Source organism: Stenotrophomonas sp. STEN225 (genome assembly GCF_056756445.1).
In genome coordinates this window covers 66,725-92,270 of the sequence record NZ_JBRRBV010000012.1, presented here as the reverse complement: position 1 = coordinate 92,270, position 25,546 = coordinate 66,725, and the positions used below count along the sequence as shown (strand labels likewise).

Sequence of the window (25,546 nt, the reverse complement as noted above, 5' to 3'; positions counted from 1 at the left end):
GTTGTCTCATGCCACCCGGGCACCTTCGAGGAAATCCTGGGCGAAGCGCTGCAGTACACCGCCCGCTTCGTAGATCGCAACTTCCTCGTCGCTGTCCAGGCGACAGGTGACCGGCACGATGATGTCCTGCCCATCGCGGCGGTGGATGACCAGGGTCAGGTCGGCGCGCGGCGTGCGCTCGCCCACCACGTCGAAGGTCTCGGTACCGTCGATGCCCAGGGTCAGCCGGGTGGTGCCCGGCTTGAACTCCAGCGGCAGCACGCCCATGCCGATCAGGTTGGTGCGGTGGATGCGCTCGAAGCCTTCCGCCGCGATCGCTTCCACGCCGGCCAGGCGCACGCCCTTCGCCGCCCAGTCACGCGAGCTGCCCTGGCCGTAGTCGGCACCGGCGATGATGATCAGCGGCTGCTTGCGCTCCATGTAGGTCTCGATCGCCTCCCACATGCGCATCACCTTGCCCTCCGGCTCCACCCGCGCCAGCGAGCCCTGCTTCACGCTGCCGTCGTCGTTGCGCACCATCTCGTTGAACAGTTTCGGGTTGGCGAAGGTGGCGCGCTGCGCGGTCAGGTGGTCGCCGCGGTGGGTTGCGTAGGAATTGAAGTCCTCTTCCGGCAGGCCCATCTTCGCCAGGTATTCGCCGGCGGCACTGGAGGCCAGGATTGCGTTGGACGGCGACAGGTGGTCGGTGGTGATGTTGTCCGGCAGCACCGCCAGCGCGCGCATGCCCGCCAGCGTGCGTTCACCGGCCAGCGCCCCCTCCCAGTACGGCGGGCGGCGGATGTAGGTGCTCTGCGGGCGCCAGTCATACAGCGGACTGACCGCCGCCCCCTGCTCCACGCGCACGTTGAACATCGGGTTGTAGACGCTGCGGAACTGCTCGGGCTTCACCGCCGCCTTCACCACTGCATCGATCTCGGCATCGCTCGGCCAGATATCCTTCAGGCGCACCTCGTTGCCGTCGGCGTCCACGCCAAGCACGTCCTTCTCGATGTCGAAGCGCATGGTGCCGGCAATGGCATAGGCGATCACCAGCGGCGGCGATGCCAGGAAGGCCTGCTTTGCGTAAGGATGGATGCGGCCATCGAAGTTGCGGTTGCCCGACAGCACGGCGGTGGCATACAGGTCGCGGTCGATGATTTCCTGCTGGATCGCCGGATCCAGCGCACCGCTCATGCCGTTGCACGTGGTGCAGGCGAACGCGACGATGCCGAAGCCGAGCTTTTCCAGCTCCGGCAGCAGGCCGGCCTCTTCCAGATACAGCTGCACCGCCTTTGAACCCGGGGCCAGCGACGACTTGACCCACGGCTTGCGCAGCAGGCCGCGCTCGTTGGCCTTGCGCGCCAGCAGGCCGGCGGCGATCACGTTGCGCGGGTTGGAGGTGTTGGTGCAGCTGGTAATGGCGGCGATGATCACCGCGCCATCAGGCATCAGGCCCCGCAGCTGCTCGGCCTTGCCGGCATCGAGCTTGGCTGCGTTGGCGATGCCGCGCTCGGCCAGCTCGGCCACCGGCAGGCGGCGATGCGGATTGCTCGGGCCCGCCATGTTGCGGACCACGCTGGACAGGTCGAAGCGCAGCACGCGCTCGTACTGCGCCGTGGCCAGCGCATCGGCCCACAGACCGGTGCTGCGTGCGTAGTTCTCCACCAGCGCCACCTGCGATTCCTCGCGACCGGTCAGGCGCAGGTAATCGATGGTCTGCCCGTCGATGTAGAACATCGCCGCGGTCGCGCCGTATTCCGGGCACATGTTGGAAATGGTGGCACGGTCACCGATGGTCAGCGCGGCCGCACCCTCGCCGAAGAATTCAAGCCAGGCGCCCACCACGCGTTCCTTGCGCAGGAACTCGGTCAGGGCCAGCACCACGTCGGTGGCGGTGATCCCTGGCTGTGGCCGACCGGTCAGTTCCACGCCGATGATGTCGGGCAGGCGCATCCACGACGCGCGGCCGAGCATCACGTTCTCGGCCTCCAGGCCGCCGACACCGATGGCGATCACGCCCAGCGCATCGACGTGCGGCGTATGGCTGTCGGTGCCCACGCAGGTATCCGGGAAGGCCACGCCGTCCTGCACGTAGATCACCGGCGACATCTTCTCCAGGTTGATCTGGTGCATGATGCCGTTGCCCGGAGGAATCACATCCACGTTCTGGAACGCCCGCTTGGTCCAGTCGATGAAATGGAAGCGATCCTCGTTGCGGCGATCCTCGATGGCGCGGTTCTTCTCGAATGCCTGCGGATCGAAACCACCGCACTCCACCGCCAGCGAGTGATCAACGATCAGCTGTACCGGCACCACCGGGTTGACCTTGGCCGGATCGCCGCCCTTGTCGGCGATCGCATCGCGCAGGCCGGCGAGATCCACCAGCGCGGTCTGGCCGAGAATGTCATGGCACACCACGCGCGCCGGGAACCAGGGAAAATCCAGGTCGCGGCGACGTTCGATCAGCTGCGTCAGCGAGGCGGTGAGCATCGCCGGATCGCAACGCCGTACCAGGTTCTCGGCCAGCACGCGCGAGACATACGGCAGCGTGGCGTAGGCGCCGGGCTGGATCGCATCGACCGCAGCGCGCGCATCGAAGTAGTCCAGCGGGGTGCCGGGGAGGGTCTTGCGGTAATCGGTATTCATGGGCTGGCGGAATGCTTGGGGCGGGCCGGATGCCGGCGAGCGGCAATGAAGGCATCCGGCCGGCACCTGGCCGACCGGATGGATGGATCACGCGGCGGTCAGGCGCGCTTGTCGATGGCCACGAACTCGCGATCTTCCGGGCCGATGTAGTTCGCGCTCGGACGGATGATCTTGCCGTCGATGCGCTGCTCGACAATGTGCGCGCTCCAGCCGGCGGTGCGGGCGATGACGAACAGCGGGGTGAACATCGCGGTCGGCACGCCCATCATGTGGTAGCTGACGGCGCTGAACCAGTCCAGGTTCGGGAACATTTTCTTGATGTCCCACATCACCGTCTCCAGGCGCTCGGCGATGTCGTACATCTTCATGCTCGACTGCTCTTCGGACAGCTCACGGGCGACGTCCTTGATCACCTTGTTGCGCGGGTCGGACCCGGTGTACACCGGGTGGCCGAAGCCGATCACCACTTCCTTGCGCTCGACGCGAGCCTTGATGTCCTCTTCGGCCTCATCCGGGCTGTCGTAGCGCTTCTGCACCTCGAAGGCCACTTCGTTGGCGCCGCCATGCTTGGGGCCGCGCAGCGCGCCGATGCCACCGCAGATCGCACTGTACATGTCGCTGCCGGTACCGGCGATGACACGGCAGGTGAAGGTGGACGCATTGAACTCGTGCTCTGCGTACAGGATCAGCGAGGTGTGCATCGCCTTCACCCACGAATCCTGTGGCTTCTCGCCGTGCAGCAGGTGCAGGAAGTGGCCACCGATGGAATCGTCATCGGTTTCCACGTCGATGGCGCGGCCGTTGTGGCTCCAGTGGTACCAGTACAGCAGCATCGAGCCGAGGCAGGCCATCAGCTTGTCGGCGATGTCGCGTGCACCCGGATGGTTGTGGTCATCCTTTTCCGGCGCCACGCAGCCGAGCACCGACACGCCGGTGCGCATCACATCCATCGGGTGTGCCGACGGCGGCAGTTCTTCCAGCGCGGCTTTCACCGCGGCCGGGATGCCACGCAGCGACTTCAGCTTGGCCTTGTACGAAACCAGCTCGGCGCGGGTCGGCAGCTTGCCGTGCACCAGCAGGTACGCGATTTCCTCGAATTCGCTGGTGTTGGCCAGATCCAGGATGTCGTAGCCACGGTAGTGCAGGTCATTGCCGCTGCGACCGACGCTGCACAGCGCGGTGTTGCCGGCGGCAGTGCCGGACAGGGCGACGGATTTCTTCGGCTTGAAGGTCGGGGTTGCGGTCGTATCGTTCATGTTTCCCTCCGAAAACTTGATGGTGCAGGGTACTGCTTATTTCTTGGCGGCGAACAGTGCGTCGAGCTGCTGCTCGAACGCGTGGTAGCCGATGCGGTCGTACAGTTCTTCGCGGGTCTGCATGGCGTCGACCACGCTGCGCTGGTGACCGTCGCGGCGCACCGCCTGGTAGACGTTCTCCGCCGCCTTGTTCGCCGCGCGGAACGCCGACAGCGGGAACAGCTGGATGGCGACCCCGGCCGAGGCCAGCTCGTCGCGGCTGAACAGCGGCGTCGCACCGAATTCGGTGATGTTGGCCAGCACCGGCACCTTCACTGCATCGACGAAGCGGCGGTAGGTGTCCAGATCGTAGGCAGCCTCGGCGAAGATGCCATCAGCGCCCGCTTCGACACAGGCGATGGCGCGCTCGATGGCCTTGTCCACGCCGTCCACCTGGATGGCATCGGTGCGTGCGATCAGGAAGAAATCCGGATCGGTCTTTGCATCAGCGGCGGCCTTCACGCGGTCGACCATCTCACCCTGCGAAACGATCTCCTTGCCGGGACGGTGACCACAGCGCTTGGCGCCCACCTGGTCCTCGATGTGGCAGGCGGCCGCGCCGGCCTTGATCAGCGACTTCACGGTGCGCGCGATGTTGAACGCGCTGGGTCCGAAGCCGGTATCGATGTCCACCATCAGCGGCAGGTCGCAGACGTCGGTGATGCGGCGCACGTCCACCAGCACGTCTTCCAGGGTGTTGATGCCCAGGTCCGGCAGGCCCAGCGAGCCTGCGGCAACACCACCGCCGGACAGGTAGATGGCGCGGAAGCCGGCGCGCTTGGCCAGCAGGGCGTGGTTGGCGTTGATCGCACCGATCACCTGCAGCGGCGATTCGGCGGCCAGAGCCTCGCGGAAGCGGGCACCGGCGGAAGAAGGGGCGGAAGCGGTCATGCGGCAATCCATGTTGAGGAACAGGTGGACAGGCGCAAGCACCATGCCAAGCTACAAGCGATTGATTTCAAAGGCATGATCGGCTGACAGCCATGAAACATATGAAACATTGAAACAGATGTATCATGAAACACTCCCGTGCCGGTGTCCGCCCCATGTACCTGCCCCGCTCGCCCCTGCGCCATGCCGATGCCGACCCCGGTCGCCCGGTGATCTGGACGGTCAGCGTTTCGCGGCTGACCGGCCTGCTGGGTGACGTCATTCCCGAGTTCGACCGCCGCGCGCGCATCGAGCAGATCAACCTCGGCTTCGAAGAGGCAGTGGAGGTGATCGGCCAACGCCTGCGCCGCGAGCACTGCGACGTGGTGATTGCCGGTGGCTCGAACGCGGCCTGGCTGCGCAGTCGGCTCGACCTGCCGCTGGTGCCGATCCAGGCCAACGGCTTCGACCTGATGGAGGCTCTGGCGCGCGCGCGCCGCATCGCCGCACGCATCGGCCTGGTCACCCATGCCAGCGACGTGCCGGTGTTCAGCGGCTTCCAGCAGAGCTTCGGCCTGGATATCGAGCACCGCCGCTTCGTCACCCGCGAAGATGCGCGCGACTGCATCGCCGATCTGCGTGCCAACGGCATCGAAGTGATCGTCGGCACCGGGATGGCCATCGACCATGCCGAGCAAGCCGGGCTGCCGGGCGTGCTGCTGTATTCGGCCGACTCGGTACGGCAGGCCTTCGAGCATGCGCTGGAACTGACCCAGACCCTGGCACGCTCGGTGGGTCCGCGCCCCACCACGCGGCGCAGTGCCGCCCCGCGCGGCGATGCATACGCGCTGCTCGGCGACAGCGAGGCGATGGCGCAGGTGCGCGCACAGATCGCGCTCTATGCACCGCACGACAGCACCGTGCTGGTCACCGGCGAGACCGGTACCGGCAAGGAACTGGTGGCACGGCAACTGCACGCCGCCAGCGGCCGGCGCGGTCGTTTCGTCGCGCTGAACTGCGGCGCGATCAGCGAATCGCTGCTGGAAGCCGAACTGTTCGGCTACAGCGATGGCGCCTTCACGGGCGCACGTCGTGGCGGCCGGGTCGGCCTGGTCGAAGCGGCCGATGGCGGCACACTGTTCCTTGACGAGATCGGCGAGCTGCCCTTGCCGCTGCAGACCCGCCTGCTGCGCGTGCTGGAAGAACGTGAAGTGCTGCGCGTCGGCGCCACCGAACCAACACCCGTGGACCTGCGGGTGGTGGCCGCGACGCTGCAGTCGCTGGAGCATCGCGCAGCTGCCGGCAGCTTCAGGCGCGACCTCTACTACCGGCTGGCAGCACTGCGCATCGCACTGCCCCCGCTGCGTGCCCGGCGCGCTGACATCCCGCTGCTGACCCGGCACTTCTTCCGCCAGCTGCGTGGTATCGACGCCCCCCTGGACCAGGACGCGATGGCAGTGCTGGGTGCCGCCGACTGGCCGGGCAATGTGAGAGAACTGCGCAATCTGGTCGACCGCCTGCGCATCCACTGGCAGCCGGCAGACGGGATGATCGACGCTGGGCGCCTGCTGCAGCTGGCGCCGGAACTGGCGCGCGAAAGCACCCCGTCCCTGCGGCTGGAAAGCAATGGCAGGCGCCCGGCACGGGCCCAGCTGCAGGCGCTGCTGCAGGAACACCGCAATGACCGCGAAGGCATGGCCCAGGTGCTCGGCGTGTCACGCACCACCTTGTGGCGCTGGCTGCGCGCGGAAGGAATGTAGGCAGGCGCATCGCGGACCGCGCGGCGCGCCGCCAGCCAAGGTTGGCACTACCCCCGCGTGGCCGCGTCCAGCGGCATGCGGAAATAGACCACCCGCTCGGTCTCTACAAAGCCACAGGCGCGGTGTGCCGCGTGCGCCTCTACGTCCTCCAGGCGGCTGTCCGAGGCCAGCTCGCTGCAGCCCGCGTCCCGCGTCCACGCCTGCACTTCCGCCAGCAGGGCACGGCCGACAGCGCGGCCCTGCCACTGCGGCGTTACATACCAGCCTTCCAGGAACCCGACCGGCGAGGAACCGGTGCCGTTCACATAGTCGTGGCGCAGGCGCACCTCGGCGAAACCGACCGCCTCACCATCAGCCGCGCACGCCAGGAACACCGCACCTTCCGGATCGGCCAGCGATTGCGCCAGCTCCTCCAGCGGATCATCGGCGTCGGGCCACAGGCCCACGCGCAGCTGCGACCATGCAGCGGCATCGGCCGGTGTGGCCTGGCGGATCGTGGCAGCGCAGCCGCTCACGGATACAACAGGCGCTTGCTCCAGCGCCCCTCGGCGCCGGCTTCATAGCACCACCGCTCGTGCAGGCGGAACTGCGCGCCGTACCAGAACTCGATGCGGTCGGGCACCACGCGCAGGCCACTCCAGCCGTCCGGACGCGGCACGTCCTTGCCCTCGAAACGTGCCTCGACCTCGGCCACGCGCGCATCGAACTCTTCGCGCGTTGCAAGCGTCTTCGACTGCTGCGAGGCCCACGCGCCGATCTGGCTCATGCGCGGACGGCTGGCGAAATAGGCGTCTGCTTCCGCATCGGCCACCTGTTCGACACGGCCTTCGATGCGCACCTGGATGCCGGCCTCGCGCAGGCTGCGCCACAGGAACAGCAGGGCCGCCTGCGGATTGGCCCGCAGCTCCTGGCCCTTGTGGCTGTCCAGGTGGGTATAGAACACGAAGCCACGCTCATCGAAGGCCTTCAGCAGCACGGTGCGCGCCGATGGACGACCGTGCAGGTCGGCACTGGCCACGGTCATCGCGTTCGGCTCGACCTCGCGGCTCTGTTTGGCCTCGTCGAACACGGCCGCAAACGTGGACAGGGCTTCGGCGTACAGGTCGCTCATGATTGCGTTCTTCTCACACGGATTGATCTATTGTGGCGGCATGGTCGCTGCTGCGTATATGCCCCAGGTGAAAGGATTTCCCGAAACATTGGCCGAGCAGGCACTGGATGATGCGCTGGGCAGTGGCGCGGCGGTTCCAGTATTGGCGATCAGCGGGCTGCAGGGGAGCGGCAAATCGACGCTGGCCGAGCAGGTGGTGGCGCGCGCCCGGAACCGGGGCCTGAACGCCGCGACGCTGTCCATCGATGATGTCTACCTGACCCGCGCGCAACGGCAGCGGCTGGCACGCCAGGTCCATCCGCTGTTGATCACCCGGGGGCCGCCGGGCACCCACGACCTGCCGCTGGTCCACGCGCTGCTCGATGCCGCCGCCGCGCGCGAACCACTGGCGCTGCCGCGCTTCGACAAGCTGGCCGACGAGCGCCTGCCACAGGCGCAGTGGCCACGGCTGGAAAAGCCGCTGGACCTGCTGGTGTTCGAAGGCTGGTTCCTGGGCACACCGGCGCAGGAGGAATCCGAACTGGCTCAGCCGTTGAACGCCCTTGAACGTGATGCCGACAGCGATGGCCGCTGGCGCCACTGGTGCAACCAGGCCCTGGGCCGCGACTACCCGGCATTGTGGCAACGCTGTGACCGCCTGTGGTTCCTGCAGCCGCCGGACTTCTCGGTAGTACCGCGCTGGCGCTGGCAGCAGGAGCAGAACCTGCAGGCGGCCCAGCCCGGCCGGCATGGCATGACCCGGCCGCAGCTGGAGCGCTTCGTGCAGTACTTCGAGCGGGTCAGCCGGCAGGCGCTGCATGCACTGCCGGCCCTCGCCGACCGGGTGGTGGTGCTGGATGCGCAGCGCCAGATACAGGCACTGCGCTGAGGCCCCTCATTCCACCAGGAAGGTCACCCGCAGATTGACCCGCCATTCGGTGATCTCACCGCTGCCATTGGTGACCACCTTGGTCTCGTTGATCCAGGCCCCCTGGATGCCCTTCACGGTTCCGGAGACCTTCTTCAGGCCGCTGCGCACGGCATCCTCCACGCTCGTGGGCGAAGAGGCGGTGATTTCGATGACCTTGGCAACCGACATGGCCTGTACTCCGTTGAACGCGGGAATCCCCGCAGGAAGTCCCACCCTGACGTGAAGGACGTAAAGGCCGGGGCACGGAGGTGTTAGCATCAGGGCGCATGAATCCTGCTCCGAACCTGATCCTGATCGGCCCGATGGGCGCCGGCAAAACCTGCATCGGCCGCCGCCTCGCCGAGCGCTTCACGCTGGACTTCGTCGATGTCGACCAGTCCATCGTCGACGCCGCCGGAGCCAGCATTCCCACGATCTTCGAGCACTCCGGCGAAACCGGCTTCCGCAGCCTCGAGCGCGACGCGCTGGCCCGCCTCCTGCAGGGCCACGGCCAACTGGTCTCGACCGGCGGCGGAGCGGTACTGGACCCGGACAACCGGGCATTGATCGCCCGCCGTGGCTTCGTGGTCTACCTGCGGGTCAGCGTGACCGCGCAACTGGAACGGCTGGCCCGCGACAAGGCCCGGCCGTTGCTGCAGCGCCCCGACCGCGAGCAGGTGCTGCATGACCTGGCCGCCCATCGCGATCCGCTGTACCGCGAACTGGCCGACCTTACCCTTGATACCGACCCGTACACCGCTGCCGACGCCACCGCCCAGCTGGTCGTCAAGCTCGCCGCGCAATGGCAGCGCCAGGACCTGATCGCATGACTTCCCCCACTCCGCTGCAGGTCGCCGTTGGCGGTGACCGCCCTTACACCATCTCCATCGGCGCCGGCGTCCAGAGCGATGGCCCTGCCCTCGCCCGCCACGTGCGGGGGCGCCACGTCCTGCTGCTCAGCGACAGCGACGTCGCCCCGCTGTACCTGGCGCGGCTGAAGCAGACCCTGCTGGCCGCGCGTCCGGACCTGGTCGTCGGCGAACACGTGCTGGCTGCCGGCGAAGCCTCCAAGACCCTGGCCGAATTCGGCCGCGCCATCGAAGCGCTGGCAGCCCTGGGCGCCACCCGCGATGCCTGTGTGTTCGCGCTCGGTGGGGGCGTCGTCGGCGACCTGGCCGGCTTCGCCGCAGCCTGCTGGATGCGGGGCATCGACTGCGTGCAGCTGCCGACCACGCTGTTGGCGATGGTCGATTCGTCGGTGGGCGGCAAGACTGCCGTAGACATTCCTGCCGGCAAGAATCTGGTCGGTGCCTTCCATCCGCCGCGCGCGGTGGTGGCCGATACCGGCGTGCTGGCCACCCTGCCGCCGCGCGAACTGCGCGCGGGGCTGGCCGAAGTGGTGAAGTACGGCGCACTGGGCGATGCGGATTTCTTCGACTGGCTGCAGCACCACGCCGACGCGCTGTCCGCTGGCGAGGACGTGGTGCTGGCCGAAGCCATCGCCCGCAGCTGCAGGCACAAGGCCGCCATCGTCGAGCGCGATCCGTTCGAGAAGGGGGAGCGTGCCCTGCTGAACCTCGGCCACACCTTCGGCCATGCCATCGAAACCGAACAGGGCTATTCGGCGCCGGGCCGCGATGCGCTGAACCATGGCGAGGCGGTGGCAGTGGGCATGGTGCTGGCGGCCAGGCTGTCCACCGATCTCGGCCTGGCCGACGATGCCGACCGCGCGCGCCTGCAGGCGCTGCTGGAAAGGCTCGGGCTGCCGGTCGCGATCCCGGCCGGCCTGGATCCGCAGGCCCTGCTCGGCCGCATGCGGTTGGACAAGAAGAACGTGGCCGGTCGACTGCGCCTGGTGCTCTGGCGCGGCATGGGTCGGGCCGAGGTGGTGCCGGACGTGGATGAAGCAGCGGTATTGAAGGTGCTGGGCCAGGGTTGATCGCTTCCGCGTTCGCCGGGCATGGCCCGGCGCTACCGCGTTGCGGCCGGGGTCACCCTGGCCCCGCTACAATCGGGCCATGCATGTCTACCTGCAACATCCCGAGGCCGGTGCGCAGGCACCGCGGTTCCTGCGCCTGAGCCTGCAGCCGGATCTTTTCGGCGGCTGGGAGCTGCTGCGCGAAAGCGGCCGCGTCGGTGGCCGCTCGCAGCTGCGCCGCGAGCTGTTCCTGCAGGCCGACGAAGCCCGCCACGCCTTCGAGAAGGCGCGCGATGCCGAACTGCATCGTGGCTTCCAGATCCTTTCGCACGGCGACTGATGCCGCTGCCCACCTTCGATCCAAGGAACGTTCAACGTGACCAGCCCTCTCCGCAATGATCGCCTGCTACGCGCTCTGCGCCGCGAACCGGTGGATTGCACGCCCGTCTGGCTGATGCGCCAGGCCGGCCGCTACCTGCCGGAGTACCGCGCGACCCGGGCCAAGGCCGGCAGCTTCCTGGCGATGGCCAAGAACCCGGAGATCGCCTGCGAAGTCACCCTGCAGCCGCTGCGGCGTTTCCCGCTCGATGCCGCCATCCTGTTCTCGGACATCCTCACCATCCCCGACGCGATGGGGCTGGAGCTGTACTTCGTCGAAGGCGAAGGCCCCAAGTTCCGCCACCCGGTACGTGACGAAGCCGCCATCGCCAGGCTGGCGGTGCCGGACATGGAGCAGGACCTGGGCTACGTGATGGATGCGGTGCGCCTGATCCGCCGCGAGCTGGATGGCCAGGTGCCGCTGATCGGTTTCTCCGGCAGCCCATGGACACTGGCCTGCTACATGGTGGAAGGCGGCGGCAGCAAGGATTTCTCGCGCATCAAGGCCATGGCGCTGAACCACCCGCAGGCGCTGCACCGCCTGCTGGAGGTCACCACCGACGCGGTCATCGCCTACCTGGGCGCGCAACGCGCCGCGGGCGCACAGGCCCTGCAGGTTTTCGATACTTGGGGCGGCGTGCTGTCGCCGGCGATGTACCGCGAATTCTCGCTGCGCTACCTGCAGCGGATTGCCCAGGGCCTGGACCGTGGCGAAGGCAGCGAGCGTACGCCGCTGATCCTGTTCGGCAAGGGCACCGGCCTGCACCTGGAAGCACTGTCGCAGACCGGTGCGGATGCACTGGGCCTGGACTGGACGCTGGACCTGGACGAAGCGCTGCGCCGCACCGGTGGTCGCGTTGCCCTGCAGGGCAACCTCGACCCCACCACGCTGTACGCTTCGCCCGATGCGATCGCCACCGCTGCCGCGCGCGTGCTCGATACCTACGCCGCCGGCAATGGCGGGTCGCGCGAGGGCCACGTGTTCAACCTGGGCCATGGCATGTCACCGGACATGGACCCGGCCCACGTGCAGGTACTGGTCGACGCGGTGCACGCGCACAGCCAGCGCTGAGCAGTGCGCATGCGGTTGCGGCGCGGTGTTGATCGCGCCGTGACCCGCAGTGCGCGATCATGGCGCCCCCACGTTGCACCGGCCACAACCCATGTCCACATCGCCATCGACCTACAACCGCCAGCGCCCCCTGCTGTGGCTGGTGTCCCTGGCGATCTTCATGCAGATGCTGGACTCGACCATCGTCAACACGGCGCTGCCGGCGATGGCGGCCAGCCTGGGCGAGAGTCCGCTGCAGATGCAGTCGGTGGTGTTCAGCTATGCACTGGCGGTCGCCACGTTCATTCCCGCCTCCGGCTGGATCGCTGACCGCTACGGCACCCGGCGCACCTTCCTGGTGGCGATCATCCTGTTCACCCTCGGCTCGCTGGCCTGCGCGCTGGCCCAGCACCTGCATCAGCTGGTGGGTGCCCGCGTGCTGCAGGGCATCGGCGGTGCGATGCTGCTGCCGGTCGGCCGCCTGGCGGTGATGCGTTCGGTGCCGCGCGAGGACTTCCTGCGTGCGATGAGCTTCATCGCCATCCCCGCCCTGATCGGCCCCTTGATCGGCCCGACGCTGGGCGGCTGGCTGGTCGAGATCGCCTCCTGGCACTGGGTGTTCCTGATCAACCTTCCGATCGGCGTGATCGGCTTCATCGCTGCGATGAAGATCATGCCGGACCATTACGCCAGCCACCGCACCCGCTTCGACCTGCGCGGCTACATCATGCTGGCCTTTGCGATGGTGGTGCTGTCGCTGGCGCTGGACGGCATCTCCGGGCTGGGTACGCCGCACGCGCTGGTGATGCTGATGACCGTGGCGGGGCTGGCCGCACTGGTGGGCTATTGGCTGCACGCGGCCAACTCGACCGCGCCGTTGTTCTCGCTGGCGCTGTTCCGTGTGCCCAGCTATCGCATCGGCATCCTCGGCAACCTGTTCTCACGCATCGGCAGCAGCGCCATGCCGATGCTGATTCCGCTGCTGCTGCAGGTGGGCCTTGGCCTGGGACCGATGAACGCCGGACTGATGATGGTACCGGTGGCCGCGGCCGGCATGGTCTCCAAGCGGCTGGCGGTGAAGCTGGTCGAACGCTACGGCTATCGGCGCGTGCTGATGACCAACACCGTGCTGGTGGGCCTGGCCATGGCCAGCTTCATCCTGATGACGCCGGGCCAGCACCTGGGCTGGCGCCTGCTGCAGCTGGCCTTCTTCGGTGCGGTCAATTCGCTGCAGTTCACCGTGATGAACACCGTGACCCTGCGCGATCTGGATCGGGAGTTCGCCAGTTCGGGCAACAGTCTGCTGTCGATGGTGATGATGCTGGCTGCCGGCTTCGGCGCGGCGGCGGCGGGCAGCCTGCTGGCCGCCTTCGGCACGCACCTGGAGGGCCACGGCGCAACGGCGGCGTTGCACGCCACGTTCCTGTGCGTGGGCGCGATCACACTGACTTCGACGATGATCTTCTGGCAGTTGCCGGACACCAAGCCCGAACCCCGCCAGGTCGAACACGTCGCGGAGTAGCCTGCCGGACTGTGCCCGGCCTCAGCGCCCCAACACCTTGGCGATGGCCTCCACCAGCAGCTCGCCCGTGACCGGCTTGCGCAGGAAACCGCCGATCCCGGCCGCTTCCACCTGCTTCTGCAGGTCCGGGTCCGTGCGCGCGGTCACCGCCAGCAACGGCAGCGTGTACCCCTGGTTGCGCAGATGCTCGGCCAGCTCGAAGCCGCTGAGGCCCGGCAGGTCCAGGTCAAGCAGGGCCACATCGAAATCACTCCCGCTGATCTCGCGCAGCGCCGCCAACGCATGCCCGGCATGCACCACCTCATGGCCGCGCGCACTCAGAAGACCCTGCACGACATCGGCCACCGTCGCGTCATCCTCCACCAGCAGCACGCGCAGGGGGGGCATGTTCGCTACTGCATCCTCGCTCCGCGCGGCGCTGTCCGCATCGGCGTCGGCGTCCACTTCCAGCGGCAGGGGCAGCATCACTCCAAAGCAGGTTCCGCGCCCTAACTGGCTTTCGACCTGGATCCGGCCCTGCATCGCCTGCGCCAGCTCGCGGCAGATCGCCAGCCCTAGGCCACTGCCACCATACTGCGCCGCGGTACGTGCACCGTCAGCCTGCTCGAACCGGCGGAACAGGCGCAGCTGCTGTTCCTGGCTGATGCCCGGCCCGGTGTCACGCACTTCGAACTGGAGTGCACGCATCGCCTCATCGCACCGGGCATGCAGGGTGATGGTGCCACGGCTGGTGAACTTCACCGCGTTGGACAGCAGGTTGAGCAGGATCTGCCGCACCCGGATCGCATCGCCGGTGGCCTGCAGGCCGGGCGGCAAGCGATTGTCCAGGACGAAACGCAGTCCCTTCTGCGCGGCCAGCGGCCCCATCAGCGCGGCCAGGTCCTGCAGCAGGCAATGGAGCGCGAACGGCCGGGACTGCAGTTCCAGGCGTCCGGATTCGATCCGCGCCAGGTCCAGCGCATCGTTGACCAGATGCAGCAGATGCTCGCCCGCCTGGCGGATGGACTGGGTGTAGCCGCGCTGCTGAGGATCCAGCGGCGAGGACAACAGCAGCTCGCTCATGCCCATCACACCGGTCATCGGCGTGCGGATCTCATGGCCCAGATTGGCCAGGAAGCGCGTCTTGGCCGCCGAGGCCTGCTCGGCAAGTTCCTGCTTGTGCAACGCCAGCTGGTAGGCGTGGCGACGCTGCAGGCGGCGACGGTACAGCCATGCAAACCAACTGGTCAGCAGCAACGCGATCGACGTCAGCACCAGCAGGCCCGACAGGCTGCGCCACCACGGCGGCTGCACGCGGAACTCCAGGGTCTGCACCCGCGACCAGACGTGGTCGGCCGAGCGCGCCTGCACTTCCAGCCGATAGCTGCCCGGCGGCAGCCGCGAGAACAGGCGTTCACCGGCGGGCCCGACCTCGACCCAGTCCGGGTCATAGCCGGCCAGGCGGTAGCGATACGAATTGGAGGCCGAATCGGCGAAGGACAGCAGGCGCGCCACGATGCGCAGATCGCGGTCGCCGTCGGCGATCAGCAACGGTGCGTCGTGGGTCAGGTCCAGCACCTGCTCGTTGCGGCGCACCTCCACCCGCTCGATCACCAGCGGTGCGCGGCGCACCGAAGGCCGCACCTGTTCCGGATCGAACACCACCACGCCGGCCGGGGTTCCTGCCACCAGCCGTCCCGAAGACGTCGCGATCAAGGTATGCGCGCGGAACTCCTGGCTGGGCAGGCCATCGTGCACGCCATACAGGCGCACGCTCTGGCCGTCCGCGCCGACCCGCACCAGGCCGCGTGCGCTGGTGGCCCAGGCCACACCCTGCGCATCGACCACCAGACCGGTGGCGGAAACCGCCGGATATCCCTGTTCGGCACCAATGACCCCCTGCCGCTCCAGACGCCCCTGGCTCCATCGATAGCGCGACAACCGGCCGTCCTCGGACAGCCACACCTGGCCGTCGCTGCCGGTATACGCCGCATACAGTGCCGTTGCCGGCGCGCCGGGCACCGGCTGGAAGCGCTGCTGCTCAGGCTGCCACTGCAGCAGCCCGCGGCTGCTGGCCAGCCACAGCTGGTTCTGCGGACCGCATACCAGATCCTGGTTCAGCTGGCCGGTCTGCAGTCCGTTCTGGCCATTGTCCAGTTCGAGCAGCAGCCGACCTTCCAGATCGCGCTGCTGCAGGCCGGCGGGCATCATCAACCACAGGCTGTTGCTGTCGCAGATCATCAGTGCGTCGACATCGCCCTCCATCGCGGCATCGGCAGGCGCGTCGCGTCCCCAGCGGCGCAGCTCGTCGCGTGCCGGGTCATAGCGCAGCAGCGCTCCGGACGAACCGATCCAGACCCGGCCATGGCGGTCCTCGCGAACCGAGGTCAGCCAGTGGATGCCATTGACGCCGCGCCGGAACTGCTCGATCCGGCCGGTACGGGGATTGAAGCGATCCAGCGCGCCGTGGCTGCCGACCGTCCAGACACCTCCGTTGCTGGACGCACTGGTGCCGAGTACGTAGGCGTTGCGCAGTGACGATGCATCGTCCTCCAGACGCGAGAACACCGAGAACTGCCACCACCGTGGCAACAAATGCCAGAGACCGGCATTGGTGCTGGCCAGCCAGATGCCGCCCTCGCGATCCTCGTAGGCGCCGGTCCAGTTCGGCCGCACCTGGCCGCGCGCGATCGCGCTGTACAGCGGCACCGTCTGGTACTGGCCATCGACCGCACGGCCGAGTCCGCTGCGGGTGTCCAGCCAGTAGCCCCCCTGCTCATCGCGCAGCATCATGCCCAGCACCTCGTCGCCGGCCGGCACCGACCAGGGTTGCCGCTCGAAGCGACCATCCGGCCGGCGCACGAATGCGCCGGCCAGCGTGCTGATCCACAGGCTGCCGTCAGGTTCGGCGGTCAAACCGTTGATCAGCTGGCCGGGCACCTGCTCGTCGCCGACCCGCTCGAAATCGCTGCCGGTCCAACGCGCCACGCCATGCTTGGTGCCCACCCACAGGCTGCCGTCGGGCAGCGTGGCCAGATAGGGCACCGCAGCGGCCGGCAGGCTGCGCGGATTGTTCGCCTCGGGCAGGAAGCGCTGCACGCGATCATTGCCATCCACCCGGTACAGCCCGCCTTCGTGGGTACCGAACCAGATCGAGCCATCGGGGGTGGCGGCCAGGCTCCAGATCGTATTGGTGCTCATCAGCGGCTGGCTGCTGCGGTCGAAGAACCGCAGCTGCCGGCGGTCGGCCGACATCCTTACCAGGCCGGCATTCTCGGTGCCGATCCACAAGCGGTTGCGGGTATCGACCAGTACGGTCCAGATGCGGTTGTCGCGCAGGCCATCCTCGGAGCGCCAGACCCGGTAGTTGCGGCCGTCGTATCGTGCCAGCCCGTCATTGGTGGCGATCCACAGGTAGCCGTAGCGGTCCTCCGCCATGCGGTTGACGGTGTTGGACGGCAGGCCATCGAACACCGTCACCTGCCGGGGCGTGGGCGGTACCGGCTGTGCGGCAGCGGGCGCCAGGCAGCACAGCAGAAGCATCAGCAGCATCGCCGCCCGCAGATACGCCACTGATCGCCTCCTCACGCGTTCCCAGATGGTGCCCGTCCTGCGGGCGTCGGCATGGTAAACCGAAAGTCGCGCCGTTCACGCCCGGCGCCGGCGCAATCAGCCCTCACCCTGGCGCTTGCTGCGAGCCTGCACGATGGCCGCCACCAGCATGTCGCCCGTGACCGGCTTGCGCAGGAAGCCGTCGAAACCGGCGGCCAGCACCTGCGCCTCCGCATAGGCATCGGACCGCGCGGTCACCGCCACCAGTGGCAGCTCATAGCCCATGGCGCGCAGCTGACGGGCGATCGCCGTTCCGTCCAGGGCCGGCAGATCCAGGTCGAGCAGACCGACATCGAACCCCTCGGTCGCGATCTCCGACAAGGCCCCCAGGCCGTGCAGCACGTGCACTACGTCGTGGCCACGACCGCGCAGCAGGCCGGCGATGACGTCCGCTACCGTGGCGTCATCTTCGACCAGCAGGATGCGCAGCGGCGGCAGCGGCGGTGGCGACGCCCTGTCGGAACCACTGTGGGCAGCCTGGCGGGTCCACGGCAGCGGCAGCTGCACGCGGAACCGTGCGCCCCTGCCCGGCTGGCTGTCGACATCGATGCGCCCACCCATCGCCACGGCCAGTTCCTGGCAGATCGCCAGGCCCAGACCGCTGCCGCCATAGCGCGATGCTGTCCGCGGGCCATCGGCCTGCTCGAAGCGATGGAACAGACGCTGCTGCTGTTCGGCATTGATGCCGGGGCCGGTATCGAACACCTCGAAGCACACCCCGCCGCCATCCTCCTGCAGCCGCACGCCCAGGCCGACCTGGCCGCGCTCGGTGAACTTGATGGCATTGCCGAGCAGGTTCAGCAGGATCTGGCGGATGCGCATTTCATCGCCACTGACGCTGATCGGGCCGGGCAAGGCATCCTCGCGTACAAAATCGAGCTGGCGCTGCTGCGCCATCGGCCGCATCAGCATCTGCACCTGGTCCAACAGCGCGGCAAGATCGAACGGACGCAGGTCCAGCTCCAGCCGCCCGGCTTCGATCCGGGCCAGGTCCAGGGCATCGTTGACCAGACGCAGCAGATGGCTGCCCGCCTGCTGGATCGATCCGGCATAGCTGCGCTGTACCGGATCCAGTGATGTGGCCAGCAGCAGTTCGCTCATGCCCAGTACGCCGGTCATCGGCGTGCGCACCTCATGACCCAGCGTGGCCAGGAAGTGGCTCTTGGCCTGCGAGGCCTGCTCGGCGAGCTGCTGCTTGTGCACGGTCAGCTGCCACTGCTGGCGCCTTCTCAGACGGCTGCGGATCGCCCATGCCAGCACCAGCAGCAGCAACGAGCCCAGCAGCAGGTAGCCGAAGATCGCCATGCCGCTGCGCCACCAGGGCGGCAATACCTTCACCTGCAGTTGCTGCGACGGCGTCCACGGACCACTGTCGGTGGCCGCCTGTACTTCGATCACGTAGGCACCGGGCGCGAGGCGCGACAGCGTGCGCTGGCCGTCGCCGCCCTGCTCCACCCAGTTCTGGTCATAGCCCTGCACCCGGAACCGATAGCGGTTGCCCTGCGGGTTGCCGTACGAGAGCAGCCGCGCGTCGATCTGCAGATCACGGTCATCCGGACCCAGCAGCAGCACCCCGGTGGTCGGCAGGGGTTGCCAGCCGCGCGCATCGTCGCGACGTACGCGCACCTGCGCGATCACCAGCGCGGAGGATGGCAGTGGGGTGTCGGCGGCATTGACGTCGAAACCGACCGCGCCGGTCTGGGTCACCGCGAGCACGCGGCCATCGGCGTTCACCGCAGGCGGTCGGCCGGTGAATTCGGCATCGGGCAGTCCGTCGCGCTCGGTGAACTGCCTCAGCCGCTTCGTTCTCGGATCCCAGCGCAGCAGACCGCGCGGCGTGGTGGCCCACAGGCGGCCATCGTCGGCCAAGGCCAGCCCACCCATGCTCAGGGGTGGCACACCGGCGGCAGCATCGACGCGCTGCACCAGGCGCAGGCTCATGCCGTCCCACTGGTAGCGCTCGAAGGCGCCCTGGCGGGCGAGCCACAGCTGCTGCGGATCGATCCACACCAGGTCGTAGATCGATCCCCGCGAGACGCCAGGAACCGCCTCGAAGCGCTCACCCTGCTGGCGCCAGAGGCCCATGTCCCCCATCACCCAGGCCTGCCCGCGCGGATCGAATCGAATCTGCTCGATCGGCGCATCGCCCAGGCCGCGGAATCCCTCGACGGGGAAGCTGCGCAGCACCCGGCCATCGTCCAGACGCTGCTGCACGCCGACGTTCATCACCGACACCCAGGCGGTGCCATCCGGCGCCTGCCGCATCAGGTCGATGCGCTGGCGCAGGTCGGAGCCGCCGTCGATGCGCCACTCCCGGGTTGCGCGGGTGGCCGGGTCATAGACGGTGATGCGCCCGGCGCGGCCCAGCCAGAGGCGGCCGTCCGGCCGCGGCAATACCGACCAGACCGCGCCACTGCCCAGCTCGCGATCACTGGCAAGCAGACTCAGCACGCCCTGCGCATCGATCCGGTACACGCCGTGTGCCGAACTCACGTAGTAATTCCGGCCATCGGTGGCCGCGCTGAGCAGGTACTGGCTGTCCAGCGGTTTGCCGTCGAGCTGGTTCCAGGTGGAGAAGCGGCGCCAGTCCGGCGGCAGATAGGCCAACCCCTGGCTCAGCAGGGCCACCCAGACCCCGCCTTCGTGGTCCTGCAGCAGATCGAGCACGCCGCTGTGGGCGGTCAGGAAGCCGCTGCCGCGATCGCCCTCCAGGCGCCACAGTGTCTGCGCATCACCGCGCAGCAGCCCATCCGAGGTACCTGCCCAGTAGCCTCCCTGCCGATCCGCCAGCACCAGTGCCGAGCGAAAGCGATCACTGCCGGACCAGCGTGGACGGCTGACGCGGTCCTGGGCATCGATGCGGAACAGGCCTTCATTCTGGCTGCCGACCCAGATCGATCCATCGGGGTCGCGGCTGAGACGCAGCACGCTGACCCTGCCCAGCTCGCGCGGCGCGATGGCCTCGAAGCCGTTGCCGTTCCAGCGGGCGACACCGGCCTCGGTACCGACCCACAGGCGGCCCTGCGCGTCGACCAGGCTGCTGAAGATGGTGTTGCTGGGCAAGCCGCCGGGGCGCTGCGGATCATGCTGGAAGAAGCGCAGGCTGCCATCCTCGCCGAAGCGGCACACGCCATGGCCGCTGGTGCCGATCCACAGCGCATCGTCCGCATAGGCCAGTGTCCAGAACTGGCTCTGGCATTCATTGTTCACCGTATCGAAGCTGGAGAAACGCTCGCGATCCGCGTCCAGCCGGGCGATGCCCTTGCCGTTGATGCCGACCCACACCCGGTCCAGCGGATCCACCAGCAGGGTCTCGATCTCGTTGCCCGGCAGCGAACCCGGCCGCTCCGGTTCATGCTGCCAGACCCGCAGCGTCGTGCCGTCATAGCGGGCCAGCCCACCATCGGTGGCCGCCCAGATGTACCCCTGGCGGTCCTCGGCCAGGGCCACGACCATGCGCGACGGCAAGCCCTCGGCGGCGCCGAAGCGGCGCAGTCGTGGTGTCTCCCCAGCCATGTCCAGAGTCGCGGCCACCGTGGCGCTTGCCAGCAGCAGCAGACCCGTTACTGCGATGCCTCGGCACCACAGACGCCAGCCACTCGTCATCCTGAACCCCCGATCCAGCCGCGATTGTCACACAGCCCAGGCTTCACGACTGCAACAGCCCGTTTCCAGTGGCATCGCCACCACGAACTGTTGCAGCCATGCACGCAGCGTTGTCAGGGGGCTGTGCGTATGATCGCAGCGTCCCCTCCCGGAGCCCGCCATCGATGCGACCCCGCCTGCTCCTGCTGCCGTTGCTGCTCGCCGCTGCGCCCGCCTGGGCACAGCTCGATACCTACCGGCTGGATCCGGTGCACACGCGGGTGCTGTTCACGATCGATCATGCCGGCTACTCGCAGGCCATGGGGACGGTATCGGGCAGTGAGGGCCACCTTCAGTTCGATCCCGACAACTGGCGCGAGGCAACCCTGCAGGTCGATGTGCCGGTCGCCCGGCTGGATCTGGGAGATGCCAAATGGAACCAGGCCACGCTGGCCCGCAGCCTGCTTGATGGCGAGCGGTTTCCCAGCGCCCGGTTCGTATCGTCGCGGGTCGAACCGATCGATGCGAACCACGCCCGTGTGTTCGGCACGCTGACCCTGCGCGGGGTCAGCCAGGAGGTCGCGCTGGATGTGACCCTCAATGCCATCAAACGCTATCCGTTGCCGCCGTTCCGCCGCACCGCGGGTTTTTCCGCCAGCACCACGTTGAGCCGCCGCGCGTTCGGCATCACCGCCTGGCCCGGGGTGATCGGCGACGCGGTACAGGTACGGATCGAGGCCGAGGCCTTCCTCGACCGCAGCGACAGGCCGGGAACTCCTGCCCCGGTTCCCCACTCCGACAGCAAGACGGCCCCCAAGGACCCCGCATGACCGCCAAGAACTCCCCTGCCGCCTGGGGCAGTGTCAGCCAGACCCTGCACTGGTTGATCGCACTACTGATCCTCGCCCTTGGCGTGATCGGCCTGACCATGGGCGAACTGCCCAGGACGCCCAAATACTTCTGGGTCTACACCGCGCACAAGTCGATCGGCATCACCGTGCTGGCCCTGGTGCTGCTGCGCCTGGTCTGGCGCCTCTACGCCGGTGCGCCCAAGCCGGTGCCGGGTGTGCCCAGCTGGCAGGAGCGCATCGCCAGCGCCACCCACGTGCTGCTGTACGTGCTGATGTTCGCCATTCCGCTTTCGGGCTGGCTGTACGACTCTGCCAGCGGGCTGCGGCCCTTCCGCTGGTTCGGCCTGGTCGATGTGCCCAAGCTCAGCGGACCGGATCCGCAGGTCGTCGCCGTGTCGCATGCGATCCATGAGTACGGCTTCTGGCTGCTGATCGCTGTGGTGCTGGCCCATGCCGGCGCTGCCCTTTACCACCACCTGTTCCAGCGCGACGCGACGTTGAGCCGCATGCTGCCGCGTGGCTGGCTTGCCTCTCCCCAGAAGGACTGACCGATGAATCTGAAACTGACCACCCCGGCGGCCGTGGCCGCTGCCCTGGCCGGCATGCTGGCCACTGCCCCGGCGTTGGCCGCGGACTATGCACAGGCTCCCGGCGCGGGCTCGATCCTGGTATTTGCCAGCAAGTACGACGGCGAAGTGTTCACCGGCAGCTTCCCGGGCTTCGCCACCAAGCTCAGCTTCGATCCCGCCAATCCGGCGGCCGGCTCACTCGACGTCGTGATTCCGCTGGCCGGCGCCAGGAGCGGCAACAGCGATCGTGACTCGACGCTGCAGAGCGCGGACTTCTTCAATGTCGGCAAGTTCGCCACCGCGCGTTACACCGCGAAGGGCTTCCGCGCCATCGGCAATGACCAGTTCGCCGCCGATGGCACGCTCGAGCTGCGTGGTGTCAGCAAGCCGGTGACGCTCACCTTCACCTGGAAGCCGGGCACGCAGCCGGTGCTGACCGGCAAGGCCACCGTCAAGCGCCTGGACTTCAGCGTCGGCGCCGGCGATTGGGCCGACACCAAGACCATCCCCGACGAAACCGCGATCAGCACGATCGTGAAGTTCGACGCGAAGTAAGCCACGGGCCATGCCCGGCTCCACCTTGGAACGGTGATACAGGGTGGCGCCGGGCCATGCCCGGCGGCGTCACCCCGCAGCCAGCCAGGCCCGCACCCGCGCCGCATCGAAGGGCCAGTCCAGTTCGCGGCCGCCCGCCTCGTCGCGCAGCACCGGTACCCGCGCGCCGTAGTGCGCCTCCAGCGCTGGATGGTCATCCAGGAACACCGATTCGAACTCGGGCGCGCGTGCCTTGGCCAGTTCGGCCAGGGCCATATCGCACAGGTGGCAGTCGTCACGCTGGAACAGGGTCAACACCGGCTTGCCTCGCTTGGCGGAAATGCTGCGCCGCAGCCATCGGAGGGCCCGGCAAGCCGCTAGAATAGCCGCTTGTCCGGTACCCGCAGTTTGGCATCCATGGCTGTCAGCACGTTCGACGTCTTCAAGATCGGCATTGGCCCGAGCTCTTCCCACACCGTCGGACCGATGAAGGCCGCCGAGCGGTTCATCCATCGCTGGCTGCTCGACCCCGGCCGCCTGCACGAGGTCGCACGCATCCGCGCCGACGTCTACGGTTCGCTGGCGCTGACCGGTCGCGGCCATGGCACCGACAAGGCGATCCTGCTTGGCCTGGAAGGCCAGCGCCCCAACCTGATCGATCCGGACATCATTCCGTCCACGCTGGATCGCATCCGCAGCAGCAAGCGCATCCAGCTGATGGGCCAGCATGAGATCGCCTTCGACGAGAAGCGCGACCTCGGCATGAACAAGCGGCAGAAGCTGCCGTACCACACCAACGGCATGCGCTTCACCGCGTACAACGCCGACGATGAAGTGATCGCCACGCGCGACTATTACTCCGTTGGCGGTGGCTTCGTGGTCAACCAGGACGACGCGGCCGATGACCGCATCGTGCCCGACGAAACCCCACTGCCCTATCCGTTCAAGAGCGGCGACGAGCTGCTCGCGCAGACCGCGCGCAGCGGCCTGAGCATCGCGCAGCTGATGTTCGAGAACGAGAAGTGCTGGCGCAGCGAGGACGAGATCCGCGCCCAGCTGCGCGAGATCTGGAGCGCGATGCAGTCATGCGTGACGCGCGGCATCCGCGAGGAAGGCGTGCTGCCGGGCGGCCTGAAGGTCGGCCGTCGCGCGCCGGCGCTGTACCGCGAGCTGTCGTCGAAGCCGGAAGCGGCGATGCGCGATCCGCTGACCACGCTGGACTGGGTCAATCTGTACGCGCTGGCCGTGAACGAGGAAAACGCCGCCGGTGGCCGCGTGGTGACCGCGCCGACCAACGGTGCGGCCGGCGTGCTGCCCGCGGTGCTGCATTACTTCGACCGGTTCTGCCCGGGCGCGAACGAGCAGCGCGTGTTCGACTTCCTGCTGACCTCGGCGGCGATCGGCATCCTCTACAAGGAGAATGCTTCGATTTCCGGTGCCGAAGTGGGCTGCCAGGGCGAAGTGGGCGTGGCCTGCTCGATGGCGGCCGGCGGCCTGGTTGCGGCGCTGGGCGGCAATCCAAGCCAGATCGAGAATGCCGCAGAAATCGGCATGGAACACAACCTCGGCCTGACCTGCGACCCGATCGGTGGGCTGGTGCAGATTCCCTGCATCGAGCGCAACGCGATGGGCGCGGTGAAGGCGATCAACGCCTCGCGCATGGCGATGCGCGGCGATGGCAAGCACAAGGTGTCGCTGGACAAGGTCATCAAGACCATGCGCGACACCGGCCGCGACATGCAGGACAAGTACAAGGAAACCAGCCGCGGCGGCCTCGCGGTGAATGTCATCGAGTGCTGATGACGGGCATCTGCCGGACGACACCGTCACCGCATTCCGGTTAGGCTCGGGCATCCCCTGTCACGGAATGTCCCATGCGCGTGATCGCCGCCGCATTGCTGGCCTGCCTGCCCCTCACCGCCGCTGCCGCTCCCGCCTATGGGCCGCGGCTGGAGGGCTTCGATTACGGCCATCCGGTACAGACCTTCACCCTGGAATCGCAGCAGCAACCGCTGCAGATGGCCTATCTGGATATCGCGCCGACGACCGCGCCGATCGGCGTGGTGGTGCTCCTGCATGGCAAGAATTTCTGCGCGGCGACCTGGAAGGAAACCATCCCTCCCCTGCTCGCCGCCGGTTACCGAGTGATCGCACCTGACCAGGTCGGCTTCTGCAAATCCAGCAAGCCCGAGCGCTACCAGTATTCATTCGGCCAGCTCGCCGCCAACACCCATGCACTGCTGCAGCAGCTGCAGCTCGGCGGCCTGCCCGTGCACCTGGTCGGCCATTCGATGGGGGGCATGCTGGCGGTGCGCTATGCACTGACCTATCCGCAGGACCTGCGCAGCCTGTCGCTGGTCAATCCGATCGGCCTGGAGGACTGGAAGGCGCTGGGCGTGCCGTGGCGAAGCGTCGATGCCTGGTATGCCGGCGAGCTGAAAACCAGTTACGAGAGCATCCGCCGCTACCAGCTGGACGTGTACTACGACGGCACCTGGAAGCCTGCCTATGAAACCTGGGCACGCATGCAAGCGGGCATGTACGAGGGCGACGGCAGGCAGGCGGTGGCCTGGAGCCAGGCACTTGCCTCGGACATGGTGTTCAACCAGCCGGTGGTGTACGAGCTGAAGAATCTGAAGGTGCCGACCGCGCTGTTCATCGGCCAGAAGGACCGCACCGCGATCGGTCGTGACCTGGCACCGGCAGAAGTGAAGGCACGGTTGGGCAACTATCCGGCGCTGGGCAAATCGGCCGCTGCGGCGATTGCCGGCGCGACGCTGGTCGAATTCGCCGAACTGGGCCATTCGCCGCAGGTACAGGACCCCAGGCAGTTCAATGCCGCGCTGCTGAAGGTGTTGAAAGGGCGCTGAAACTGCGGATCCGCCGGGCAAGGCCCCGCGCTACCCGGCCCAACAACACAATTGCGGTAGCGCCCGGCCAATCCCCGCCGGCGCCGCGGGTTGGGTAGCGCCGCGGGGTGGGGAGCGCCCGGCCATG

21 protein-coding genes are annotated in these 25,546 nt (G+C 67.8%); 12 read left to right on the top strand and 9 right to left on the bottom strand.

From position 1 onward, the window contains the following. Positions 1-6: 6 nt before the first annotated feature. The 3 genes from acnD to prpB form a co-directional block, all read right to left on the bottom strand. Positions 7-2,625 (bottom strand): Fe/S-dependent 2-methylisocitrate dehydratase AcnD, encoded by a 2,619-nt coding sequence (gene acnD, locus ACVOJ1_RS13220; protein WP_346480524.1) that lies wholly within the window; start codon positions 2,623-2,625, stop codon positions 7-9. 98 nt (positions 2,626-2,723) lie between these two features. Further along, a complete protein-coding gene (gene prpC / locus ACVOJ1_RS13215; protein ID WP_346480523.1) occupies positions 2,724-3,881 on the bottom strand; it encodes a bifunctional 2-methylcitrate synthase/citrate synthase in 1,158 nt (385 codons plus the stop codon). Positions 3,882-3,917: 36 nt separating this feature from the next. Further along, complete coding sequence (gene prpB / locus ACVOJ1_RS13210; protein WP_053518670.1) at positions 3,918-4,811, bottom strand: methylisocitrate lyase; 894 nt, start codon at positions 4,809-4,811, stop codon at positions 3,918-3,920. 155 nt (positions 4,812-4,966) lie between these two features. Here prpB and prpR point away from each other — a divergent pair, with 155 nt between their 5' ends. Next, complete coding sequence (gene prpR / locus ACVOJ1_RS13205; protein ID WP_193396775.1) at positions 4,967-6,550, top strand: propionate catabolism operon regulatory protein PrpR; 1,584 nt, start codon at positions 4,967-4,969, stop codon at positions 6,548-6,550. Positions 6,551-6,597: 47 nt separating this feature from the next. On the opposite strand, the gene aacA is transcribed toward prpR, so the two are convergent. Together aacA and pdxH are read right to left on the bottom strand one after the other, a co-directional pair. Then, the gene (aacA, locus tag ACVOJ1_RS13200) at positions 6,598-7,065 is read right to left on the bottom strand and encodes an aminoglycoside 6'-N-acetyltransferase (protein ID WP_262100865.1); all 468 of its coding nucleotides are present in this window, start codon (positions 7,063-7,065) and stop codon (positions 6,598-6,600) included. Further along, positions 7,062-7,661, bottom strand: coding sequence for a pyridoxamine 5'-phosphate oxidase (gene pdxH / locus ACVOJ1_RS13195; RefSeq protein WP_263175306.1), 600 nt, complete (start codon positions 7,659-7,661; stop codon positions 7,062-7,064). Before pdxH ends, aacA begins: the two co-directional genes overlap by 4 nt. A 40-nt stretch (positions 7,662-7,701) precedes the next feature. Between pdxH and ACVOJ1_RS13190 the strand changes: the two genes are divergently transcribed. Next, the gene (locus ACVOJ1_RS13190) at positions 7,702-8,529 is read left to right on the top strand and encodes a kinase (RefSeq protein WP_065182630.1); all 828 of its coding nucleotides are present in this window, start codon (positions 7,702-7,704) and stop codon (positions 8,527-8,529) included. 6 nt (positions 8,530-8,535) lie between these two features. Here the strand turns inward: ACVOJ1_RS13190 and ACVOJ1_RS13185 are convergent, their stop codons facing one another. Further along, positions 8,536-8,739, bottom strand: a complete 204-nt coding sequence (locus ACVOJ1_RS13185) for a dodecin family protein (RefSeq protein WP_053518657.1) — start codon at positions 8,737-8,739, stop codon at positions 8,536-8,538. Between the two features lie 98 nt (positions 8,740-8,837). Between ACVOJ1_RS13185 and ACVOJ1_RS13180 the strand changes: the two genes are divergently transcribed. From ACVOJ1_RS13180 to mdtD, 5 genes are all read left to right on the top strand, one after another. Then, the gene (locus ACVOJ1_RS13180; RefSeq protein ID WP_065174808.1) at positions 8,838-9,380 is read left to right on the top strand and encodes a shikimate kinase; all 543 of its coding nucleotides are present in this window, start codon (positions 8,838-8,840) and stop codon (positions 9,378-9,380) included. Then, on the top strand, positions 9,377-10,489 hold the full coding sequence (gene aroB, locus ACVOJ1_RS13175) for a 3-dehydroquinate synthase (RefSeq protein ID WP_128987990.1): 1,113 nt from the start codon (positions 9,377-9,379) through the stop codon (positions 10,487-10,489). Before ACVOJ1_RS13180 ends, aroB begins: the two co-directional genes overlap by 4 nt. Positions 10,490-10,568: 79 nt before the next feature. Beyond that, positions 10,569-10,808 carry a WGR domain-containing protein gene (locus ACVOJ1_RS13170; RefSeq protein ID WP_053518663.1) on the top strand — a complete coding sequence of 80 codons (240 nt, stop codon included), beginning with the start codon at positions 10,569-10,571 and terminating at the stop codon, positions 10,806-10,808. Positions 10,809-10,844: 36 nt separating this feature from the next. Beyond that, the gene (gene hemE / locus ACVOJ1_RS13165; protein WP_065182628.1) at positions 10,845-11,918 is read left to right on the top strand and encodes a uroporphyrinogen decarboxylase; all 1,074 of its coding nucleotides are present in this window, start codon (positions 10,845-10,847) and stop codon (positions 11,916-11,918) included. A 91-nt stretch (positions 11,919-12,009) separates the two neighbouring features. Next, complete coding sequence (mdtD, locus tag ACVOJ1_RS13160; protein WP_065182627.1) at positions 12,010-13,419, top strand: multidrug transporter subunit MdtD; 1,410 nt, start codon at positions 12,010-12,012, stop codon at positions 13,417-13,419. A gap of 21 nt (positions 13,420-13,440) precedes the next feature. Here mdtD and ACVOJ1_RS13155 read toward each other — a convergent pair whose 3' ends face one another. Together ACVOJ1_RS13155 and ACVOJ1_RS13150 are read right to left on the bottom strand one after the other, a co-directional pair. Then, on the bottom strand, positions 13,441-16,971 hold the full coding sequence (locus ACVOJ1_RS13155; RefSeq protein WP_065182626.1) for a hybrid sensor histidine kinase/response regulator: 3,531 nt from the start codon (positions 16,969-16,971) through the stop codon (positions 13,441-13,443). Positions 16,972-17,067: 96 nt separating this feature from the next. Further along, positions 17,068-20,616 (bottom strand): sensor histidine kinase, encoded by a 3,549-nt coding sequence (locus ACVOJ1_RS13150; RefSeq protein WP_263175314.1) that lies wholly within the window; start codon positions 20,614-20,616, stop codon positions 17,068-17,070. Between the two features lie 164 nt (positions 20,617-20,780). Between ACVOJ1_RS13150 and ACVOJ1_RS13145 the strand changes: the two genes are divergently transcribed. The 3 genes from ACVOJ1_RS13145 to ACVOJ1_RS13135 are packed head-to-tail and all read left to right on the top strand — an operon-like array spanning position 20,781 to position 22,570. Then, entirely contained in the window at positions 20,781-21,425 is a 645-nt protein-coding gene (locus ACVOJ1_RS13145) for a YceI family protein (RefSeq protein ID WP_053519879.1), read from the top strand. Next, positions 21,422-21,994: a cytochrome b gene (locus ACVOJ1_RS13140; protein ID WP_065182624.1), complete on the top strand. Its 573-nt coding sequence runs from the start codon at positions 21,422-21,424 to the stop codon at positions 21,992-21,994. The genes ACVOJ1_RS13145 and ACVOJ1_RS13140 overlap by 4 nt, the downstream gene beginning before the upstream one ends. A 3-nt stretch (positions 21,995-21,997) precedes the next feature. Continuing rightward, positions 21,998-22,570, top strand: coding sequence for a YceI family protein (locus tag ACVOJ1_RS13135; RefSeq protein ID WP_053519881.1), 573 nt, complete (start codon positions 21,998-22,000; stop codon positions 22,568-22,570). 69 nt (positions 22,571-22,639) lie between these two features. Here ACVOJ1_RS13135 and ACVOJ1_RS13130 read toward each other — a convergent pair whose 3' ends face one another. Then, on the bottom strand, positions 22,640-22,825 hold the full coding sequence (locus ACVOJ1_RS13130; RefSeq protein WP_053519891.1) for a thioredoxin domain-containing protein: 186 nt from the start codon (positions 22,823-22,825) through the stop codon (positions 22,640-22,642). Positions 22,826-22,966: 141 nt separating this feature from the next. On the opposite strand from ACVOJ1_RS13130, the gene ACVOJ1_RS13125 reads away from it, so the two are divergent. Beyond that, positions 22,967-24,349: an L-serine ammonia-lyase gene (locus ACVOJ1_RS13125; RefSeq protein ID WP_053519882.1), complete on the top strand. Its 1,383-nt coding sequence runs from the start codon at positions 22,967-22,969 to the stop codon at positions 24,347-24,349. A 74-nt stretch (positions 24,350-24,423) separates the two neighbouring features. Continuing rightward, positions 24,424-25,419: an alpha/beta fold hydrolase gene (locus ACVOJ1_RS13120; protein WP_065174805.1), complete on the top strand. Its 996-nt coding sequence runs from the start codon at positions 24,424-24,426 to the stop codon at positions 25,417-25,419. Positions 25,420-25,546: the final 127 nt, after the last annotated feature.

Bases quoted from the DNA above. Each gene is read 5' to 3' on its own strand.
- acnD (WP_346480524.1), bottom strand. From the start codon at position 2,625: ATGAATACCGATTACCGCAAGACCCTCCCCGGCACCCCGCTGGACTAC.
- prpC (WP_346480523.1), bottom strand. From the start codon at position 3,881: ATGAACGATACGACCGCAACCCCGACCTTCAAGCCGAAGAAATCCGTC.
- prpB (WP_053518670.1), bottom strand. From the start codon at position 4,811: ATGACCGCTTCCGCCCCTTCTTCCGCCGGTGCCCGCTTCCGCGAGGCT.
- prpR (WP_193396775.1), top strand. From the start codon at position 4,967: ATGTACCTGCCCCGCTCGCCCCTGCGCCATGCCGATGCCGACCCCGGT.
- pdxH (WP_263175306.1), bottom strand. From the start codon at position 7,661: ATGAGCGACCTGTACGCCGAAGCCCTGTCCACGTTTGCGGCCGTGTTC.
- ACVOJ1_RS13190 (WP_065182630.1), top strand. From the start codon at position 7,702: ATGGTCGCTGCTGCGTATATGCCCCAGGTGAAAGGATTTCCCGAAACA.
- ACVOJ1_RS13185 (WP_053518657.1), bottom strand. From the start codon at position 8,739: ATGTCGGTTGCCAAGGTCATCGAAATCACCGCCTCTTCGCCCACGAGC.
- ACVOJ1_RS13180 (WP_065174808.1), top strand. From the start codon at position 8,838: ATGAATCCTGCTCCGAACCTGATCCTGATCGGCCCGATGGGCGCCGGC.
- aroB (WP_128987990.1), top strand. From the start codon at position 9,377: ATGACTTCCCCCACTCCGCTGCAGGTCGCCGTTGGCGGTGACCGCCCT.
- ACVOJ1_RS13170 (WP_053518663.1), top strand. From the start codon at position 10,569: ATGCATGTCTACCTGCAACATCCCGAGGCCGGTGCGCAGGCACCGCGG.
- mdtD (WP_065182627.1), top strand. From the start codon at position 12,010: ATGTCCACATCGCCATCGACCTACAACCGCCAGCGCCCCCTGCTGTGG.
- ACVOJ1_RS13150 (WP_263175314.1), bottom strand. From the start codon at position 20,616: ATGACGAGTGGCTGGCGTCTGTGGTGCCGAGGCATCGCAGTAACGGGT.
- ACVOJ1_RS13145 (WP_053519879.1), top strand. From the start codon at position 20,781: ATGCGACCCCGCCTGCTCCTGCTGCCGTTGCTGCTCGCCGCTGCGCCC.
- ACVOJ1_RS13140 (WP_065182624.1), top strand. From the start codon at position 21,422: ATGACCGCCAAGAACTCCCCTGCCGCCTGGGGCAGTGTCAGCCAGACC.
- ACVOJ1_RS13135 (WP_053519881.1), top strand. From the start codon at position 21,998: ATGAATCTGAAACTGACCACCCCGGCGGCCGTGGCCGCTGCCCTGGCC.
- ACVOJ1_RS13130 (WP_053519891.1), bottom strand. From the start codon at position 22,825: ATGGCCCTGGCCGAACTGGCCAAGGCACGCGCGCCCGAGTTCGAATCG.
- ACVOJ1_RS13125 (WP_053519882.1), top strand. From the start codon at position 22,967: ATGGCTGTCAGCACGTTCGACGTCTTCAAGATCGGCATTGGCCCGAGC.
- ACVOJ1_RS13120 (WP_065174805.1), top strand. From the start codon at position 24,424: ATGCGCGTGATCGCCGCCGCATTGCTGGCCTGCCTGCCCCTCACCGCC.